The organism is Christiangramia sp. OXR-203 (assembly GCF_034372165.1).
Lineage (GTDB): Bacteria > Bacteroidota > Bacteroidia > Flavobacteriales > Flavobacteriaceae > Christiangramia.
The window spans coordinates 3,116,657-3,134,502 of record NZ_CP139698.1 but is presented as its reverse complement, the minus strand read 5'-3'; the positions used below and the strand labels follow the sequence as shown (position 1 = coordinate 3,134,502).

The 17,846-nt window shown below is 40.4% G+C and carries 19 protein-coding genes; 6 read left to right on the top strand and 13 right to left on the bottom strand.

Features of this window, described 5'->3' with window-relative positions:
* The first annotated feature begins 4 nt into the window (after positions 1-4).
* The 6 genes from T8I65_RS14460 to T8I65_RS14435 are packed head-to-tail and all read left to right on the top strand — an operon-like array spanning position 5 to position 4,215.
* A complete protein-coding gene (locus T8I65_RS14460; RefSeq protein ID WP_322301260.1) occupies positions 5-580 on the top strand; it encodes a conjugal transfer protein in 576 nt (191 codons plus the stop codon).
* A gap of 3 nt (positions 581-583) precedes the next feature.
* Positions 584-1,426, top strand: a complete 843-nt coding sequence (locus T8I65_RS14455; protein WP_322301259.1) for a hypothetical protein — start codon at positions 584-586, stop codon at positions 1,424-1,426.
* An 11-nt stretch (positions 1,427-1,437) separates the two neighbouring features.
* Entirely contained in the window at positions 1,438-2,061 is a 624-nt protein-coding gene (locus T8I65_RS14450) for a conjugal transfer protein TraK (protein WP_322301258.1), read from the top strand.
* On the top strand, positions 2,042-2,971 hold the full coding sequence (traM, locus tag T8I65_RS14445; protein WP_322301257.1) for a conjugative transposon protein TraM: 930 nt from the start codon (positions 2,042-2,044) through the stop codon (positions 2,969-2,971). Before T8I65_RS14450 ends, traM begins: the two co-directional genes overlap by 20 nt.
* A gap of 31 nt (positions 2,972-3,002) precedes the next feature.
* Positions 3,003-3,842, top strand: coding sequence for a DUF4138 domain-containing protein (locus T8I65_RS14440; protein ID WP_322301256.1), 840 nt, complete (start codon positions 3,003-3,005; stop codon positions 3,840-3,842).
* A 7-nt stretch (positions 3,843-3,849) separates the two neighbouring features.
* Positions 3,850-4,215 carry a hypothetical protein gene (locus tag T8I65_RS14435; protein WP_322301255.1) on the top strand — a complete coding sequence of 122 codons (366 nt, stop codon included), beginning with the start codon at positions 3,850-3,852 and terminating at the stop codon, positions 4,213-4,215.
* Between the two features lie 127 nt (positions 4,216-4,342).
* Here T8I65_RS14435 and T8I65_RS14430 read toward each other — a convergent pair whose 3' ends face one another.
* From T8I65_RS14430 to T8I65_RS14370, 13 genes are all read right to left on the bottom strand, one after another.
* A complete protein-coding gene (locus tag T8I65_RS14430) occupies positions 4,343-5,335 on the bottom strand; it encodes a hypothetical protein (protein ID WP_322301254.1) in 993 nt (330 codons plus the stop codon).
* A 51-nt stretch (positions 5,336-5,386) separates the two neighbouring features.
* Positions 5,387-5,674: a helix-turn-helix transcriptional regulator gene (locus tag T8I65_RS14425; protein WP_322301253.1), complete on the bottom strand. Its 288-nt coding sequence runs from the start codon at positions 5,672-5,674 to the stop codon at positions 5,387-5,389.
* A gap of 87 nt (positions 5,675-5,761) precedes the next feature.
* Entirely contained in the window at positions 5,762-6,904 is a 1,143-nt protein-coding gene (locus T8I65_RS14420; protein WP_322301252.1) for a PepSY-associated TM helix domain-containing protein, read from the bottom strand.
* Positions 6,905-6,922: 18 nt separating this feature from the next.
* A complete protein-coding gene (locus T8I65_RS14415; RefSeq protein WP_322301251.1) occupies positions 6,923-9,349 on the bottom strand; it encodes a TonB-dependent receptor in 2,427 nt (808 codons plus the stop codon).
* A 230-nt stretch (positions 9,350-9,579) separates the two neighbouring features.
* On the bottom strand, positions 9,580-11,022 hold the full coding sequence (locus T8I65_RS14410) for a type IV secretory system conjugative DNA transfer family protein (RefSeq protein WP_322301250.1): 1,443 nt from the start codon (positions 11,020-11,022) through the stop codon (positions 9,580-9,582).
* A complete protein-coding gene (mobB, locus tag T8I65_RS14405) occupies positions 11,019-12,050 on the bottom strand; it encodes a MobB family relaxase (protein WP_322301249.1) in 1,032 nt (343 codons plus the stop codon). The genes T8I65_RS14410 and mobB overlap by 4 nt, the downstream gene beginning before the upstream one ends.
* A gap of 11 nt (positions 12,051-12,061) precedes the next feature.
* On the bottom strand, positions 12,062-12,442 hold the full coding sequence (locus tag T8I65_RS14400; RefSeq protein WP_322301248.1) for a BfmA/BtgA family mobilization protein: 381 nt from the start codon (positions 12,440-12,442) through the stop codon (positions 12,062-12,064).
* 429 nt (positions 12,443-12,871) lie between these two features.
* Positions 12,872-13,045 (bottom strand): hypothetical protein, encoded by a 174-nt coding sequence (locus tag T8I65_RS14395; RefSeq protein ID WP_416173201.1) that lies wholly within the window; start codon positions 13,043-13,045, stop codon positions 12,872-12,874.
* Between the two features lie 36 nt (positions 13,046-13,081).
* Positions 13,082-13,462, bottom strand: coding sequence for a DUF6876 family protein (locus tag T8I65_RS14390; RefSeq protein ID WP_322301246.1), 381 nt, complete (start codon positions 13,460-13,462; stop codon positions 13,082-13,084).
* Between the two features lie 79 nt (positions 13,463-13,541).
* A complete protein-coding gene (locus tag T8I65_RS14385) occupies positions 13,542-13,886 on the bottom strand; it encodes a single-stranded DNA-binding protein (protein WP_322301245.1) in 345 nt (114 codons plus the stop codon).
* A gap of 774 nt (positions 13,887-14,660) precedes the next feature.
* A complete protein-coding gene (locus T8I65_RS14380; protein WP_322301244.1) occupies positions 14,661-15,749 on the bottom strand; it encodes a serine hydrolase domain-containing protein in 1,089 nt (362 codons plus the stop codon).
* 26 nt (positions 15,750-15,775) lie between these two features.
* Positions 15,776-17,044: a serine hydrolase domain-containing protein gene (locus tag T8I65_RS14375; protein WP_322301243.1), complete on the bottom strand. Its 1,269-nt coding sequence runs from the start codon at positions 17,042-17,044 to the stop codon at positions 15,776-15,778.
* Positions 17,045-17,692 carry a VOC family protein gene (locus T8I65_RS14370; RefSeq protein ID WP_322301242.1) on the bottom strand — a complete coding sequence of 216 codons (648 nt, stop codon included), beginning with the start codon at positions 17,690-17,692 and terminating at the stop codon, positions 17,045-17,047. It abuts the gene before it with no gap.
* Positions 17,693-17,846: the final 154 nt, after the last annotated feature.

Here is a 17,846-nt window from a genome sequence, read left to right as displayed (position 1 = left end):
TGTTATGAAGACAAAACTTTTAATCATCGCTACCGCATTCATCTTTTTACTGCCCACACGCGCTGCGTGCCAAGGGATGCCGGTTTATGACAACACTAACTTCATCAGCTTGGTAAAACAGCTCATTGAATCAGGTAAGCAGACCGCTGAAATGATTAAATCCGTAAAATTCTTGAAGGATGCCAAAGAGGCCATTGAGAAAGTATCCAGCGTTGTCCAACAGCTCAGGGCAGTTGAAGAAATCGCACAGAACAATCAACGGCTTATCCAAGTGATGCAGACCGACCTGCAGGACATTCTAAATTCCCCGTACATCAAGCCCGAGGAAATCGATAGGGTCGTCGAATCCTTCGATGCCATTGTTCAGAACTCATTGGACACGGTGGATTTTATGGATGAAATCCTGTCCAGCGACCATCTGAAAATGAGCGATGCCGAACGCGCCGAGGTGCTCAAACAAAAAGAACTGGAATCGAGGGAAATGGTGGCGAACATCACCACCAAAACGAAACGGTATCGGGATATTATTTCCTTTCGAAAAATGCAGGACAAAATCAACAACCGCGAAACCAACTATTAACAAATGACCGCTACCATCATTTTAGGGATTGGGTTGGAATACATCGATACGGTGTTCCAGACCATACAGAACAGCAGTTTCTCGCAATACACCATTGCCGGAATGAAGACGCTTGCCGTGCTGTTCTTCTTGGTCAACATCCTTAAAAAATACAATGAAGGCGTTGCGGACAAAGAAGGCTATACCTGGGGTTTGAGCCCAAGCGAACTCGCCAAGAATTTTGCCATTGTGCTCTTGGTCATTTTTTCGACCCAAGCACTCGGGTTCTTTGATGGCATCTTAGTGGCCATCGAAGGGCAATATCGCGGCACGGCACCTGCGCTTCTTCCCCTGCAAATGCAGGATATTCCTATTGAAGAGGATGTCAATTTAATGGATGCGGCTAAAAATGCAATGACCCTACTTTATGAAGCCTTGGTCACGCCCTTGTACGGCTTTAAGATATTGGCGTTTATCATCGGCATCATACTATGGATTCTTGACCTGTTTATCTATCCGCTCTTTTTGGCCGAACGCTTTTTCCTTTTAGGAATAATGCAAGCTTTTTTCCCATTGGTCATCAGCTTGGCAGTTTTTGAAAAGTTCCGGTCTTTGGCATATACCTTTTTCAAGTTATACGCGGCGGTCTATATGTTGGTTCCGGCCTTCTTTCTGGTCAACATATTCGTAAATGCCATTTACACGGAAATCAATACCAACTTCTGGGTCAATCTTTTCGGGACTGATGTTGGAAGTGGATTTTTTGCACCGGTAGTCCAATTGGGTTCGGTCGGTTTTATTGTCTTCCTAAAATTCAAGCTCTACCGTCGTGCCACCTCGTTTACGCTCAGATTGTTTACCAACTAACTTCAAGATTTATGAAAACACCATACCAAGATATTTACAAGGTTTTAAAACTCAATCGGTTCATCGTGTTGGCGGTCGTCATTTTTGCCTTCCTGTCCAGCTCTATTGCATTGTGGACAGCCTTTTCTGCCAATAAAAAAGTGCTGAACAGCGCTTTCGCCATTAACACGGACGGCAGCATCATACCCCTAAAGTTGGTCACCCAAAAAGAGAATTTCAAAGTCGAGGCTTTGGCGCATCTGGAACTCTTCCACACCTATTTCTATAACATCGATGCCAGTAATTACGAAAAGAATCTGGAAAAAGCACTCTGGCTGGGCAACAGCTCTGTAGACAATCTTTATCGACAAAAAAAGTCGGATGGTGTATACAACCGCCTGTTGCAGTATTCCTTGGTACAGGAAGTATTGAGTATTGATTCTAAAATCGATGAGAAGAACGGCTCTTATGCCTTTAGGACCGTTACCATTTTTGAAATCAATAGGGGAAGTATCGTCGATACCTACGAACTGGTTTCCACCGGCAACCTGAGTATGGTGGACCGGAACTTTCCTAACAATCCACACGGTTTGTTGATTACCAATTATTTCGAGAACACGCTTAAAAAATTAAACGATGAAAGTAGAAAAGAATAAAATAGTATTTGCAGCAGTATTGACTGTCATTTTCATATTTCTCATATCCTATTCAGTAATGCTTATGGATGGGGGTGAAACAGAAACTGAAAACCTGAACCAAACCTTAGTGCCCGAACTGGAAGAGAACCAAAAGGAATACGATTCCAAACTGGATGCCATTAATGACCTAAAGGAAGTGCGTGAAACAAATGCGCCCAGCATCTATGACGAAAAGCTCATCGATTCAGCTGGCATTTACAATCCGGACCTGCCACAATTGGAAAAACAACGGGTGGTCGATAGCATCTACAAGGCCAATAGGATAAAATATTCGGAAAGAAGTACTCGTACATCGGTACGAAGAAGACGTGCCGAAAATGTAGAACCGAAGATAGACTCTGCTGAAGTATTTCGGGAACAGAAAATACAGGCCAAAGAGTTCGGCTTGGAACATCAGCTCTTTTTTGCCGCTGCGCCAAAGGTCAACGAACAGACCCTTCTTGGAAATACCGATGAGTCAATTGGCGTGGTCGTCGATGGTGACCAAGTGGTTCAGGCCAATAGCCGTCTGAGGATGCGGTTGACCGAAGCCGCATTTATCAATGGAAAATTGATGCCGGCACATACACCTGTTTTCGGCTTTATCAGTTTTCAGCCCAACCGTGCCCTGATTGACATTGAAAACATCAATCACCATCCCACCAGCTTAAAGGCCTTCGATTTGCAGGACGGTAGCGAAGGGATTTATGTGGAAAACAATTTCAGGGCCGAGGTCACCACCGAGGTGCTTGATGATGTGATTGGTGACATCAACATTCCATCCGTCCCGCAAGTAAGCGGCATTACTCAGGTCTTCAGACGAAGGAACCGGAACGTAAAGGTCACCATACTCAATAATTACCGATTACTGTTAAAATCAAAACTATGAGGGTCATTTAGACCATCAAAAATCCATTCTTATGAAATCACATATCCCAATTACAGTTCTAATGTTTCTTATCGTCTTCGGGGAAGCAAATGCCCAACAACCCGTTACCCTCGATACCATTTATGCCAACGACACCAAGAATGTTGCACTGTTTTTTCCGCAACCCATTCGTCAGGGCATCACGGGGTCGGATAACTTCGTTTTTACATTCAACCGAGAAAAGGAACAGCATTTAGGTCTGCTTCAAGCCAAGCCTGGAAAGGAAAGCAATCTACTGGTAATCAACCGAGATGGATCTATTTTTTCGTATATTGTAAAGTATAAGGCTGAAATTTCAAAGCTGAATTATTTCATTGAGGAAGCTAGTAGTATCGGGAACGAAAATAGGGCAGCTGAGGACGAAACAGCGGTAACGGACATCCCGAAAGCACCGCTAAGCAGACGTCAATATTACGAACGGTTTTGCTCGTATCTCTTGAATAATCAGAAGCGCGTGGCCTTAAAACAGAAACGAAAGGAAGGTGTCGTGCTGAATCTTGAGAACATCGCTTTTGAGAAAGAGGAACTTTATTTTGTCATTCAAATCGAAAACAATTCATCCTTGGATTATGATTTGAATTTTTTGAATCTGTTCGTAGAAACCCGGCAAAAAGGCAAAAGTAAAAGCTTGCAGCGTATATACAAGGAAACGCTTCACAAGCATCAACTGCCGTCTAAAATAAAAGAAGGCACAAATTCAAGATTGGTTTATGTGATGCCAAAATTTTCCATATCCGATGAGCGCCGGGTCATTCTGGAACTGAACGAGAAAAACGGGGAACGCAACATAAAATTGAAAATCCCGCATCGAATGATTAATAACCCAAATTGAATGCATTATGAAACATATATTGATTTGCACTTTGCTCGTTTCCTTTCTGTCGTGTTCAGAAAGCAAAAACCTGACCCCATCGGAAACCGCCAAAGTCGTCGCCGAAAGCTTCTACCACGGCGATAAGGCCACACTAAAGAAGCACACTACCGCCGAAGGCTATGACAATCTATCCAGCATACAGGAAATGTTTGTCCAAGAAAAAAGCTCAGCAGCAGATTTTAAGGTGGTCGATGAAGCAATGGAAGGGGAAGTGGCCTGGATTAAATATTCAACTGCCTACGACCCAAAACCCGGTGTCTTTAAGCTAATTCAAGAAGATGGCCAATGGAAGGTTACGCATAATGGGCCACGGGATAATGGGCCTTTCTAGGGTCCTTGTTAGTTAGCTTTATTTAGTTAATACTCTACTTTAAAAAGCACGTTATGGATTCAATCCCTATGCTTTCTTATAAAGAGTTTGAATGGATAATTGGCTACACTTTTTTTGAGTAACGCACTTACTTTTCTTCTGTAATCCGCATTATTTTTTCGTTTTTAAATTCAAAGATATATTGTCTGTATTGTAACGTCATATTATCCTTTTTGGCCTCATCCGGAAAATATTTAACACCGATAGTAATACTAAATGGCAAATCGATATTCCAAGAAGTACGAATTTTAAAACCCATACCGCATAGGTCCTGGTCCCTCGATTTTATGTATTCCTTAAACTCTTCAACGCCACTAAATTCCGATTCGGTTTTCCACTTTACCTTCTTTTCAAAAATGAAATTTTCGCCAAGGTTTTCAAAGATGCCATCCAAATCATTTCGGTTACAGGAATTGATAAAATCCCGAACCTTTTTTCGGGGAATTCTTTGCTTTTTTCTTATTGCTTTTTTCTTTTTCTTCAAGTATTCTTCAAAGTCACTATCTACTATAACTTCCATCTTGTTCTGAGCATAATGAAATGCCTCAAGCGGTGTTTTGTAGAGCGTATCTTTAAAAATTTCAGACTCGTCGTTCACGTCCCTATTTCTAAATTCATTAAGAAGCAAGAAGCCCTTTTCGTTAGTACTTTTATTTATTCCGTTAACTATATGGACATAGTAGTTCCGTTCATCCTCTTCGAACAATACCGTTATTCTCGGATTGAATTTTGTTGTTTTAGGTTTGGATTTTTTTACTAGGTACTTGGTTTCATTTAGTGGATTTTCCAACGGACGTCCCCAGCCATCAGTACATAATTGGGATTGATGTCGAGATATCTGTAATCTTATTTCCTTACGGCCTTTTTCAAGATTTTCGGTAAATTCATAATCGGGAAAGCTATTGAGTATTTCCTTGTCTAATTCCCACTCTTCGTATTCACTTGTGAAATTGGCAGTAAAGTTTTCTTCATACTCACAGATATACACAGGGAACTGAATGTTACTACCTATAATACAGTCTTTTATCACTTGTATGTCTGATTTCCGGTTTATTAATATCGAAATTTGAGTTTCTATCATTAAGTTCTTTTTGGTTTGTTAAATAGCTATTGCTTAAATGCACCTGCCATTCTACAACAAATCAAGGTCCTGTAATTTTCTGCCAAACTCATCGTCATTGGCCAGCTTCAAAAAGTCGTTGTGCAAATTAAATACCCTTAACACGTTAAAATAGGAACCTATGGCTACACCGGTATCCCCTTTTTCAATTCTGTAAAGTGTAGTCCGGTTAATTCCAGCCCGCTCGGATACCTGCGCGGTCGTGAGCTTCCTTCGCTTCCTAGCCAACTTGATGTTCTCGCCCAACTGCTCAAAAACCTTTTGGTACTTGGGCAGTAAAATAGCTTTCTTTGAGTTCAATTTGATGTCTATTTACAACAAATAAATTGTTTTTGTTGATAATATGCAACATAAAAGGCTAGACTTCAATTTCCAACTTTTATTCAATCATTCAACTTTAAGTACCTTGGTTACTTTCCTAGTTTTTCTCTGTTTCCCCAAATAAATGAGAAATCCGGTTACGGGAAGACTTGCAATCAATATGCTAATAAGAAAGACCAATATTTTTCCTGGAAGTCCCGCAATGGCACCTACGTGAATGTCATAGTTCATCCGCAGGATTTTGTCCGACAATGCCATTTCTTTGTATTTTCGATAAATGGTTTCGGAAGGTATCGGTGCCAAGCTATTTTGGTCGAAAAAGAGATAATCGGAATCATAGTAAACACCATCCGTGTTAGAGACTTCTATATAAATACTGTTGGTCGCAGCGTGCGGATAATGAATTTCAAAACTTTCGGCCTGTGGATTTTCCTTCCAGAGTTTGGGCAGTAGCCTATCAATAGGTTTGGCTTCAGAAGTCGCTTTAAATTTTTGTTCGCTTTCAGGAATCAGAAACATTACATTTTTGTCACCGCCCAATACCGCATAGATCCCAGACTGAAACCAATCGTAGGACATTGCAAGTCCCGTAACCGCAAAAATGAGCGCGAAAAGACAAGCGTAAAATCCGCCGATGGAATGCAGGTCAAAATTCTTGCGTCGCCATCTTGTGGTATCTTTCCATTTGAACTTGAGTCGTTGATTAAGGTTTTTCCGTTTCTTCGGCCACCACAGTATAATACCCGAAATGACCATCACTAAAAATATCAGTATCGCTATTCCAACGACCTGTTCGCCTAAGGCATCCGGTAGCCAGAGATGCATATGGCCGTCCAGCACAAAAGCAAAAAAACCGCTCAAGTGGTCTTCAATATGCAATACCTCTCCCGAATACGGGTCGAGAAACGCGCTTTGATAAAAAAGCGGTTCTTCCTGATAATAAATCGCTTCGATAGCTTGTCCAGGTCTGCTATATACCGTACCGTGCAACGCTTTCCCGGGAAAAATATCATTCGCTATTGCCTTGACCTGAGTAGGTGACAACACCATTTTATCCTGAACCGTTACGGTTTTATAACCATCCGACAAACTCTTAAATTCATCTTTAAACGCCCACATTGCACCCGTTATCGCCACAATAAATACGACGATGCCACTCGAAAGCCCGAGTATTTTATGTACGGTTCTTGTGATTTGTTTAAAGGTCATTGCTATAATCGAAGCATTTTAAAATTTATAAGTTACATTGGCCAAAACTCCTCGTGGTTGCTGCGGATTTATGGTCGTCCAACCTTTATAATATTCCAGATTGGTCACATTGTTCAATTTAAGGCTGATGCGGTATCTGTCGGCTTCATAGAACGCGGATGCATTATAGACCGTGTAGGCTGGCAAGGTAAAATCGCCTGTTGTTGTATAGTTCTTAACAAATCGTTCACTTGCACCATTAAGACCGAACCCAAGTCCGAAACCTCTGAGGGTTTCATTTTGGAAGGCATAGGTCGTCCAAAAATTATACAGATTTTTGGGACCTGCTTCCAGCGGTCTTTTGTTAAGAATCAAAGGGTCGTCCGTTTTCGTGGTCTTACTGTCATTATAACTATAGCCACCTCTGATGTTAAGACCATCAATTGGGTTGGCATTCAGTTCCACTTCCAAACCTTTGCTTTCGATTTCCCCATTCGCGATAAAATTAAAAGGATTGGAAGGGTCTTGAATGACCCTGTTTTTCACGGTGATGTCATAGTAGCTGATGGAACCTGTCAATCGATTCGCAAACAGGTTGGCTTTCAAACCACCTTCAAATTGATTGGCTTGTTCTGGGTCAAAGGTCTGCAGAGTCTGAGGACCCGCTTCTGGGTCGCCTACCAATCTTGGCGCGACATTGTTGAATCCATTTTGATAGTTCGTAAACAAGGAAATCTTATTCTCAATGAGTTGATAAAGGACACCCACTTTTGGGGAAAGTGCCGTTTGTTCAAAATCATCCTCATCGTTTAGTAAATCGCCATCGTTGTCAAAACGGTCCAATCGCAGTCCCAGCATCAATGACAGTTTTGGTGTAAAATTAATAACATCTGAAACATAGAGGCTGTAAATGCTGAATTCTGAATTGTTATTTCCAATGGCAACATCTTCCAAGGCCGCATCGACACCTGCGGTGGATAGCGGAAAGGTGTCGTCTTCAACAACATCAGGGGTAAATGGATTATCGCCGCTTGCCACACCCTCTGGGGTCGTGTTTCCATAGAAAACAAATCCGCTGCTGTTGTCGGTCGTATTTACGTTTAGGTAATCCAAGCCTACAACCATCCTATTGCGCAATCCGGCCACCTTGAAATCACCTATAAAATTCTGTTGGATGTCCGTGGTGTTGGTCTTGGAATTTTGCTTACTCACAAATCGTGTGAAGGCATCATCTGGAAGAATTCCAAATTCAAAAAGATAGGTGTAATAGCCGTTTGTGGAAGTGGCACTCGTAGATAAAAGGGTTTGAGACTGCCAGGCATCCGAGAGCTTATAGTCCATTTCCACACGGTAATTCTGTGTTGGATTTTTAAGTGTCAACTCATTGCTTGTAAAGGACAATTTATTGTTGTAATTCAGTTCATCGAGATTTTGGGCTTCGGTAGGTGCGTTTCTGTTCAAGAACAAAAAGGTGGGATTCGTCTGTTCGGCCTGGGTGATTTCGCCATAAAATGAAAACGACAACCTGTTGTTTACCCGATAGGAAAGTGATGGGGCTACAAAAAAGGTTTTTCTAAATCCGGCATCCTGAAAACTCTTTTCCGTTATGTATGATGAATTCAGTCTGAAATATAGATTTTCGTTTTTATCCAAAGCGGTATTGAAATCGCCAACAATCTGATTAAGACCAAAGGAACCGGCCGTATAGGACAGCGAACCTCCTGTACCTATGTATGGCTTCTTGGTCACAACATTTATGAGACCACCATACGAAGAAACCGCATTACCGAACAAAGTAGCTGAAGGCCCTTTGATGACCTCGATACGCTCAATGTTTGCAGGGTTGATGGTTCCGTTGGTCAATCCAGGAAGGCCGTTTACCAATTGTGGTTGAACGGAAAACCCTCTTAATGCGTAATAGCCGGCACCATCACCACCACGACCTGTGGAAGCCCAAAGATTTTCCACTCCTGTGGCATTTTTCAGCGCATCATCAAAATTGGTGACCACTTGGGATTCCAAGAGCTCTGTCGTAACGGTACTATATACTTGGGTGTTTTCAATATCCCTTAAAGGCAGTTTGGCCACATAAGCCGTCTGCTTGCGCGAAAATTTATTCCTGCGCTCACCTTGTACCACTACTTCGCTAAGCACTTCGTTTCCCTCGTAAAGAATGAGTTTTCCCAGTTCGATAGTTTGATTAGTACCAACGCTAATACCTATTTCTTTTGATTTAAAGCCCAAATAGGACAGTTTCAATACATAATCGCCCGATGGGATTTTGTCAATTGAAAAGTTACCGTCAAAATCGGTCTCACCTCCAAGAGAGGTTCCCAACAGCATTATATTGACACCCATTACAGGATTGTTATTTCCATCTGTCACGTTTCCAGAAACGGTTCCAGTCTGTGCGTTTATTGTTGTAAAAACAAATAAAAAAGTGGTTAGAAAAAGTCTAAATCTCATCTATATTTATTTAGATTGATTAAAAATAAAGTGCAAATGTAAAAATTATCTGGAATTATTCTAAACAAAATGAAGAAAGGTTTTGGATAATATTTTTGCTAGAACCATTTACTGCTTAAAGCCAGCACTAAAGGTACTAGTTGCTTGACAATCGAAATCTAAAAGAGATAGTTTCAATATTTCTAAGCGATTTGACCACCTATTACACCACCTATTGTACTACCTTCAATTCATTTGAAAATCGACCTTGCCTCATCATAAACCCGCTCAAAATTAGCTCTCAAATCAGCATCTGAATATGGCTTAGTTTCCTGCGGAAGTTGCCTTTGAATCTTTGACAACCTGAACCTAACTTTCTTGTCCTTCCCATCAGCAAAGGTGACAAACTCACCTTGTTTTAATCTAAAGAAAATATCCGCTCTTCTTTTGGAAACCTCTCTTTCGCCTTTGGTAATTCGGGTGTCTGTTTTAAAGATGTTTGCAGCCTTACTGACGCTTTTTGTTGGATTCTTTATGATTTCAAAAAAGCGCTCGTAATATTTGGCCGTATCTGGGTCGTTGACCTTGCCAAAAAACTGATATGATAGGTTGCTGAGAATCGCCTTGCTTGCCTTATCGCCGTACATCATATCATTTTGAATCTTATCCTGCATTACATAAATGGTGGCGATATCATAGCTTCGCAGCGTTGCTGGAATCCGGTGCATATTGAGTAAACGAATGGTTGGTGCTTCTTCCATCAATAGAAATGAGGGTCTGGAATTACGCACACTCATCTGCTTGGTAATGGTGTGTATTATCGTGGCAATGACGGGTGAATAGGACGTCTCAAATTTGGGATTATTCACTACGGAAATGACCGCTGGATTTTCTTCATTATTTATGTTCAACGGTACTTCATCTGCGGACAATGCCATAAAAATGCGTTGGGTGCTGATGCGTTTCAGCGCATTGGCCAGGGTACTTTTTACACCAGCCGTCTGTCTGTCAGAATCCTTACCGCTAATAAATGCGTCCGCCATTGCTCTCGATGTGGTATTGGTTTCCAAGAATTGCACCAGGCTATCGGTATCAAGCATTTGATAAATGGCTATCAAATGTGGCAAGGTGCAGAACTGTGGATAATCGGTTTTCAACTTCCAAATCAAACCACCTATCAAACCTTCGGCAGCATCGTTAAAGAATTTGGTAGTTCCATTAGCTCCGGATTCTCGTTGTTCCAAAAGGTTTTCGATCAAAACCCTCGACACTTCGTTTACGCTTTCCTCATTTTCCAAATACCAAGGTGCAATAGGGTTAACCCGATGGACAATCTTGTCAAAAGAAATGATCTTCATAGGAATGTTACAATCTGCGAAAAGCGGATAAGCCATTTCGGTCAGCTCAAAATCCTTGTAGTCGTGAATGATGCCACAGAAACCGTTTTCACGAAAATGCTTCAAAAATCCATAGACCACGCTTTCGGTTTTTCCACTACCGGCAGATCCAATAACGGATGCACCGCGTTTAATGTTCTCTATTTTAAACTTTCCCGATTTGGTCGGGAATGTGACTTGATACTTTTTATCAGTTTTCTTCTTTGGCTCACTATCGTGAAGAGCATAAAACAATATCGCCAATGACAAAAAAGGCACTACAATATAAATGACTATTTCTACTAATGACCAACTCATATCCCAATAGAGCTTGACTTGACCGCAATTTCAGCACCTTTTCGTAACCGCTTAAAGACCCGAAGTGCCAACTTTGCTTTACTGGTCGGGATATTGGGGATTAACGGAATACCTGACTTGCCCATTATTTTAAAGGCCACTGCCTTTTCATTGGCTGGCAACTTCATTAATGCGGCAAAATAGAGTTTGGGATTTTTCATAAAATCTTTTTTGGCTTTGTAGGTTTCAGCATAGTTTCTGTTATAGCCAAAGGTCTTGTCAAACGTCTTTTCGGTACGTTCAAAAAACTGGTCACGGTCAAAACCACGTTTAACTTTTTTGCCGTGCATCTTGACTTCGGATGCCTTGTGTTTACTTCCTGGGGAAAGGCTGGACGAATTGGATGCATCCTTGCGACTAACGATTATATGAATGTGGCTTTGGTTTCCAGGTTTCTTCATTCCCTGGACAATCCGCTTGCCATTGAGTTGGTGTGGTGCTTCCTTTTCTAACTTCCTAATTTTTAATTTCAACCGTTCTATATTGCCTGTTGCTTGACCTTGTTGAATGCGCCTGACTTCTTGTTTCAATTCAAGAATCTTGGTAGCAAAAGGTTGGTTTTCTCGCACCTGAAAATCTGTGCCTTTAAAAGTTCGTTGGTGTTCGATTTTGGCAAAGTATTTAATGTCATCTACAGTTACTTTTCGTCCATTGATTTCCCGGTTGAAACTGGCAGCATAATCCTTCATCAATTCCCGGGTATATCGTTTTAAATCTTCACTATTGTTTTCGAGTTTCCGCAATTCGTATTTTGATGGACTGACCGTGATGGAATAAAATTTTGGTTCTTTCTTTTTGAGTTTGGCGGTATTGCCATCAATCTCTTTGACCACCTCTTTAGCTGAAATCTCATCGCCATATTGGTTAAAAAAGTGTTCCATCTCTTCTTTTTCGAGACCTTCATTTTCCTTTTCGAGATAGTCCACAAAATCGGCTGAACTTTGACTGTAATTGGCCCCTAATTTTTGTGCGGTGATATTAATGTACATAGCCGTAATTTTTATAATTGATTTGAGTTTTTACGCTTTTCGCGAAAGCGGACTTCTTTCTTCTCTTCAGTGAATTTCTTTTCCAAAATCAAGGGTTTCTTTTTGGGTTCATCCATTTCAAATAGTGATTGCAACATTGCGACCGTAGGTTTGGTTTGGGTCTTTTCCACATCACGCATAATTGCGATTACTGCATTAATGCGTTTTAATAATTTGGCTTCAATGGTGCGTCCAGTTGGTCCTAAATTTTCCTTTGGTGAAATTTCGTTGTAGAAGAAAAAATCGAGGATAGCTTCCATTGCCTCGGTATGGGTCTTGAAGTGTGTACGTGAGAATTCCTGAAAACGTTTTGCTGTTCCCTTCTTGAATCTAATGCCGATAAATGTGTCCATATTTCGCCGATTTGTCGCAAATCCTTCCCGAAAAATGGGCGTTTTGAGGGCATTTGTCGCAAATTGCTGAAAATCAAAAAATTAAAAATTATTCTACACAGCTGATTTTCAATGATTTGAAAACGAAAAGGAATATGTAACACCGCGTAGCGTGTTACCCTCTTGCTATTCCTTTTCGTCCCGCTCGCGGGACAAAAATCCATACAATTCAGCTCAAAAGCTGATTGCCATTTTTTAGGAAATGAAATTTCCGATATGTTGTTTATCGATGGGTACGGTTATCGGCGAAAGTCAAAAAATGGATAACTGTACTTAAATTGTGTGCTGTATTTCAGCGAAATAAAGATACAATTTTTTCGTGATTATGAATGCACTAAAAATGAAAACACCCCTGAAAATTCAGAGGTGCATTTCTTTAAAAATTATCAATCATATATTAAATACATAGGTATAGGAATATAAATTCCGTAACGCTTCCTCGTCAAGCATTTGGTCCAAATTATTGTGGTGCTTTGTAGCATTTTCCATCAAATCCTTGCCATATTTTTTCTTGACATCTTCTTTGGAATTTGCAATTAATCGCTCTTGCGCTTCCTCGCTCAAATCGGTAAAATTTAGATAAATCATAGCTTCCCGATTTTAGTATTCACTTGGTAACATCAGCGTATCGTTTACAAAAAATAAACGTAGTTCATCCAATGGAAAATCGGTGGCATTGTAGCGATGTGTTTCCAAAATATTGTCGTTACCATCGCTGTAAATAATTTCAGCTTCGTACCCTGTATAGTCCTGTCTTTCTTCGGACATTCTTTTAAAGTCAATCGTGATAAATTCACTTCGGTTCATCAGACTTTTGGCGATTACCGAAGCATCCGTTATGAGCCAAAAACATTCGGCAGCTTCGGACAGGTATTTCAGCCCATCGGTAAATCGGGTTCGTAGAAGCGGTATTTGGTAGAACATTTCCGTTCCCGTAAAATATTGCAACCGCTCTTTTATTTCGTTAACTTGCGCTTTCATTGTGATTTCTGTTTTATGGAATTAATAATGAAAAAGAGGGCGCAACTTTCGAGAGGAACGCCCTCTTTAATTTTAAGTTCTACTTGTCATTTTTGCTTCCTAGTAATAGGATTTCATCGGCTACCACTTCGGTAACATAGCGTTGGTTACCATCATCGGTGGTGTAGGTTCTGGTTTTCAGTTTCCCTACAATGCCCACTTCCTTACCTTTTTCAACATACTTTTCTACGATTTCAGCAGTCTTACCCCAAGCAACTACGGTATGCCAGTTGGTATCTGTTTGCTTTTCGCCTTTGCTGTCTTTGTAATACTCATTTGTAGCGAGTGAGAAGCGGGCTACTTTTTTACCGCTTTCAAGGTTCGTAACGGTTGGTTCCTGCCCAACGTTTCCAATCAATTGCACGTGATTTTTAATCGTACTCATAACTAAAGATTTAAAGATTAATATTTCCCTTTCAAATTCAACTGTGATTAAATTTTAAGGGGTGTTTGTTTGATTTCTTTCGTGCGTAGCACAATGGATAGAGTGGGTTTTGTCAAGACTTTTTGGGAAAAATCAGGTGTGTTTGCGACGTAGTAAATCCGACCATTTTTAGCGGATTTCAAGGAAGTAGATACCTTATTTTTCACGAAAACTTGCCACGGTCTTGACAAGTTCCATAAGGACATTAGCAATTCTTTTAAATCTGGTCGTGACCTGAGCGTACGGAAAGTTAAGCGAAGCGAGCGATTGGGTTTAATCTAGAATTGGTTATGTACTGCCTGTTTTTCGACGACCCGAAAAACAACAAAGGCTTTATCCATTATAAACCCCTTAAAATGTGTAAGACAGCGGTTCGGTTTTTAGGCATTTTCGAGCAAGGGCTCAAGAAGTTCTTGCCGAAAATTCCGTTAAGAAAACCGAAGTGATGGCTTTCCGTTGTGGAAGCGGACTCTATTCACGGTTTTGGCTTGGGAATGTAGCGTTCCTACCCAGCGCTGCGGGTAGGGGTAGCGCAATGGAAAGCCAAAATTGGGGATTGTGTCTAAGATAGTTGTAGTGAAGCTCTTTTCCCGAAATGAAGTGATTGCCTGCCTTTTTCGGCAGGTAAGCGTGGAATGTAGGGGAATGTGCTGAGTGGTTTGATGTATAGTGGTTTACTTTTTTATAATAGACTTATAAGAATCACATCTGACCTGATAAGTATGTGACATTCTATTATTTTTCTAGACTTGATGTCATTTCACTTTTAATCTTTAGAGCCAAATTTTCAAGCTTGTCATCTATACCTTCTGAGAACAGTCCGCCTTCAAAGCTTGCATTCGATAAAACGGCAATTCCGAAATTGGATTCCGGGAAAATCATCAACCAATTCTGCATTCCCCAGATTCCTCCGTGATGCCGATAGCATATTTCATCTTCTATTTCAACAATGTTCCAATGATAGCCAATGTCAAAATCGTATTGGGTGCTGAAAAAGTTTTTACGCGATTCCTTTACTTCCAGTATAGAATCGTTCAGGCTATACTTGATGTACTTGAGTAAATCTGTCGTGTTGGAATGTAGTCCCGAAATCCCGCCCCATAGGTTATTTTTAAAGTGCTCTTGGGGTTTTTTATCGCCATTATAGCCCTGTATCAATAATTTTTTCTCATTTTCATCAAGGACGAATTTTGTGTTCGTCATTCCATTGGGTTCCAGGATAAATTTTGTTACGAGTTGTTGGTAGGGAATGTCGTAGACCTGTTCAAGAATATAAGCGGTTATTTCAGGTGCGGTGTTTGAATAGTTAAATTCAGTCCCTGGTTTTAAGTCAATTTTAATCTGATGCAATCCTTTCCAAAATACCTCTTTGTTTTCCGATGAAGGCGGAAAGTTTGGGAAGCCTCCCGTATGGGTGATGATATCTTTTATGGTGACTGCCTCCCCTTCATATTCAAAATTGGGATATTCTCTTGGCAAGTAATCCCGAATATCGTCATCGAGCGTAATTTTTCCATCGAGAACTGCTTTGGCTACCAAAGTTCCCGTAAACGTTTTGGTGACGGAAGCCAGTTCGTAGAGCGTTGAGTCAGTTGGTGGGTTGTTCCTGTTTGGGTTCTGTTGTCCAAAATGGAACGTATCTTCTTTTCCGTTATTTACAAGTGCAATGGACACCGAATGAATTCTATCGTCATCCAAAAACTGCCCGGCAAAATACTTTACAATTTCCTCCGTGCTTTTGTTTTTGGTGGTGTTCTTTTGATTGCAACTGATAGTTGATGTTAAGGCTAAAGCTATTAGTAGTGTCCGAGTTCTTTTTGTCAATGCTATTTTATTTATGGTGTCGATGGTTAGTTTTCTTTTTCAGCTTTCAGTTTTTCAAAATACTCATCCATCAAATCCCAAATCGCGTAATATTCTAACTCTTTAGCTCTGTTATCATTTCCCATATCGGTATTAATAACGATGTACCTGCCCATTTTGGTGTTTTTGTCAAAATACATCCAAGTACCAACTCCTGCATCGCCACCTGAGTGCCCAACATACCCTTTTGCACTATGCCCGATGAACAAGCCAGGGCTGTAATCCCCATTATATGGGTTTGTGTCGTCCCTGCCATCGAAATTTTCCTCATCAAGTTGTTCTCTAAACAATTCCTGATAACTCTCTTTGGTTAAGAGCGTGCCTTTCCCAGCATATCCTTTGACCAATTCGGTAAGGTATTTTGCCATATCGCTACTTGAAGAAATCAACATCCCATCTGGATAGGTAATTGCTGAGTAAAAAGGCAACAACGAATAATCGTTTCGGTAAAGTCTTGAGTGTTTTGATATGTCTATGTCTTCCAACGACCAACCGGATGAAGTCATCCCCAATGGCTGTAGAATATGCTCTTGAGTAAAAACATCAAAAGGCATTCCGGTAGCCTTTTCAATAATCAGCGCACAAAGCGTTGCCCCGATATTTGAGTAGTTGTAGCGTTCTCCAGGACTAAAATCGATATAATTGTTTACATCATAGTAGGTTCCGTTTTTTACCAAATATTCTTTTAGATAGTCCTCCATCGGGACTTTGCTGTCGTTTGGATTTAGTTGTTGTGCAGGATAATCAGTTCTTACATTGGATAAGTCTTGGTTAGGTGTTAAATACCAAGCTTTGTTCATATACTGGTCCGAATCGTTTATACCAGATGTATGTGTTGCCAAATGGCGGATAGAGATGGTCTCATTTGGGTAATTGGGATTTATGACTTTGAAGGGAAGATAGTCGTTAATAGGGTTGTCGAGTTCTAACTTACCCAATTCTTTCGCTTTCATTAAACTAATGCCAATTAACGTTTTTGAGACAGAGGCAATATGCTGAACGGTGTTTTTGGTGTATTTTTCTTTGGTTTTGTTGTTAGAAAATCCAAAACCATTTTCATACAGGACACCATTTTCATTAACCATCGCTACTCCGAATCCGATTAGTTTTCCGTTCTTTTGAATGGAATCTAGTCGAGCCGTTAGGAAATCTTTCGCCGTAAGAGTTTTCTCGTTGTTTTTTGGTGTTTTTGATTTTTGTTGGTTACAGGATATTATCAAAACCCCGATAATCAAATAGTTAAGCAGTCTTTTCATTCAATAGTTGATGGTTAAATTCAGTTCGTCAAATTCTTTTGATTTTCCTTGGCCATTGTTGTCAAATTCAAGGTTCAAGTGCGTTCGTTTTGTATTTCTAAACTGAAGAGTATCGACAGCTCTAAAATATTGTACAAAATCCAGATGGTCATTTTCCATCGGGTACTCAAATATTGCCTTTGTAAGCGATTGTATTCCGTTTGGGTGTTCAGTAGGTTCGCTATGCTCTTTCGTTTTACCACGATAGGGAAGCCTGAATGTCCAAGGAAGTTTTGGGCATATTTCATTTGTGATGATATCTATGGACATCCCTTTTGGGAAATAATCTGGTTGATAGACTTCGCTTTGTTGAAAAAGTTCGTCGGTAGATTCTGAATTTACCAAACACAGTCCAAAACGTGAATGTCGGTTTTTTTGGAATTGAGACCGCTCCCAAAGCTTGGTTTTGGCCGTAACTTCGCTTTGAATTTCTTTCTCGCTGATTACCCAAAGAATTTCGAGGAAAAAATTTTCAAAATAGAATTTTCGGTTGGTTGTTCCCTGTCCAGGGTGGACACGACTGACTCCTTCGGTAAAACCAAATTCGACCAAGTCGTCGGCTTCTATCCCTTTTTTGTTTGAAAAAATGAATATGTGGTCTATTTCCATTTATACTGTTTGCGTTTGTTTTGCCACAAAATGATGTTTCTAAAACAAAGATAATTTTATTAATACCATTCTTTGGTATTGAAATTTAAAACGAACTTAATCCACAATTTTGGCACAGGAATCAAGACCAGCGACTGCGCTCAGGACAGGCTTA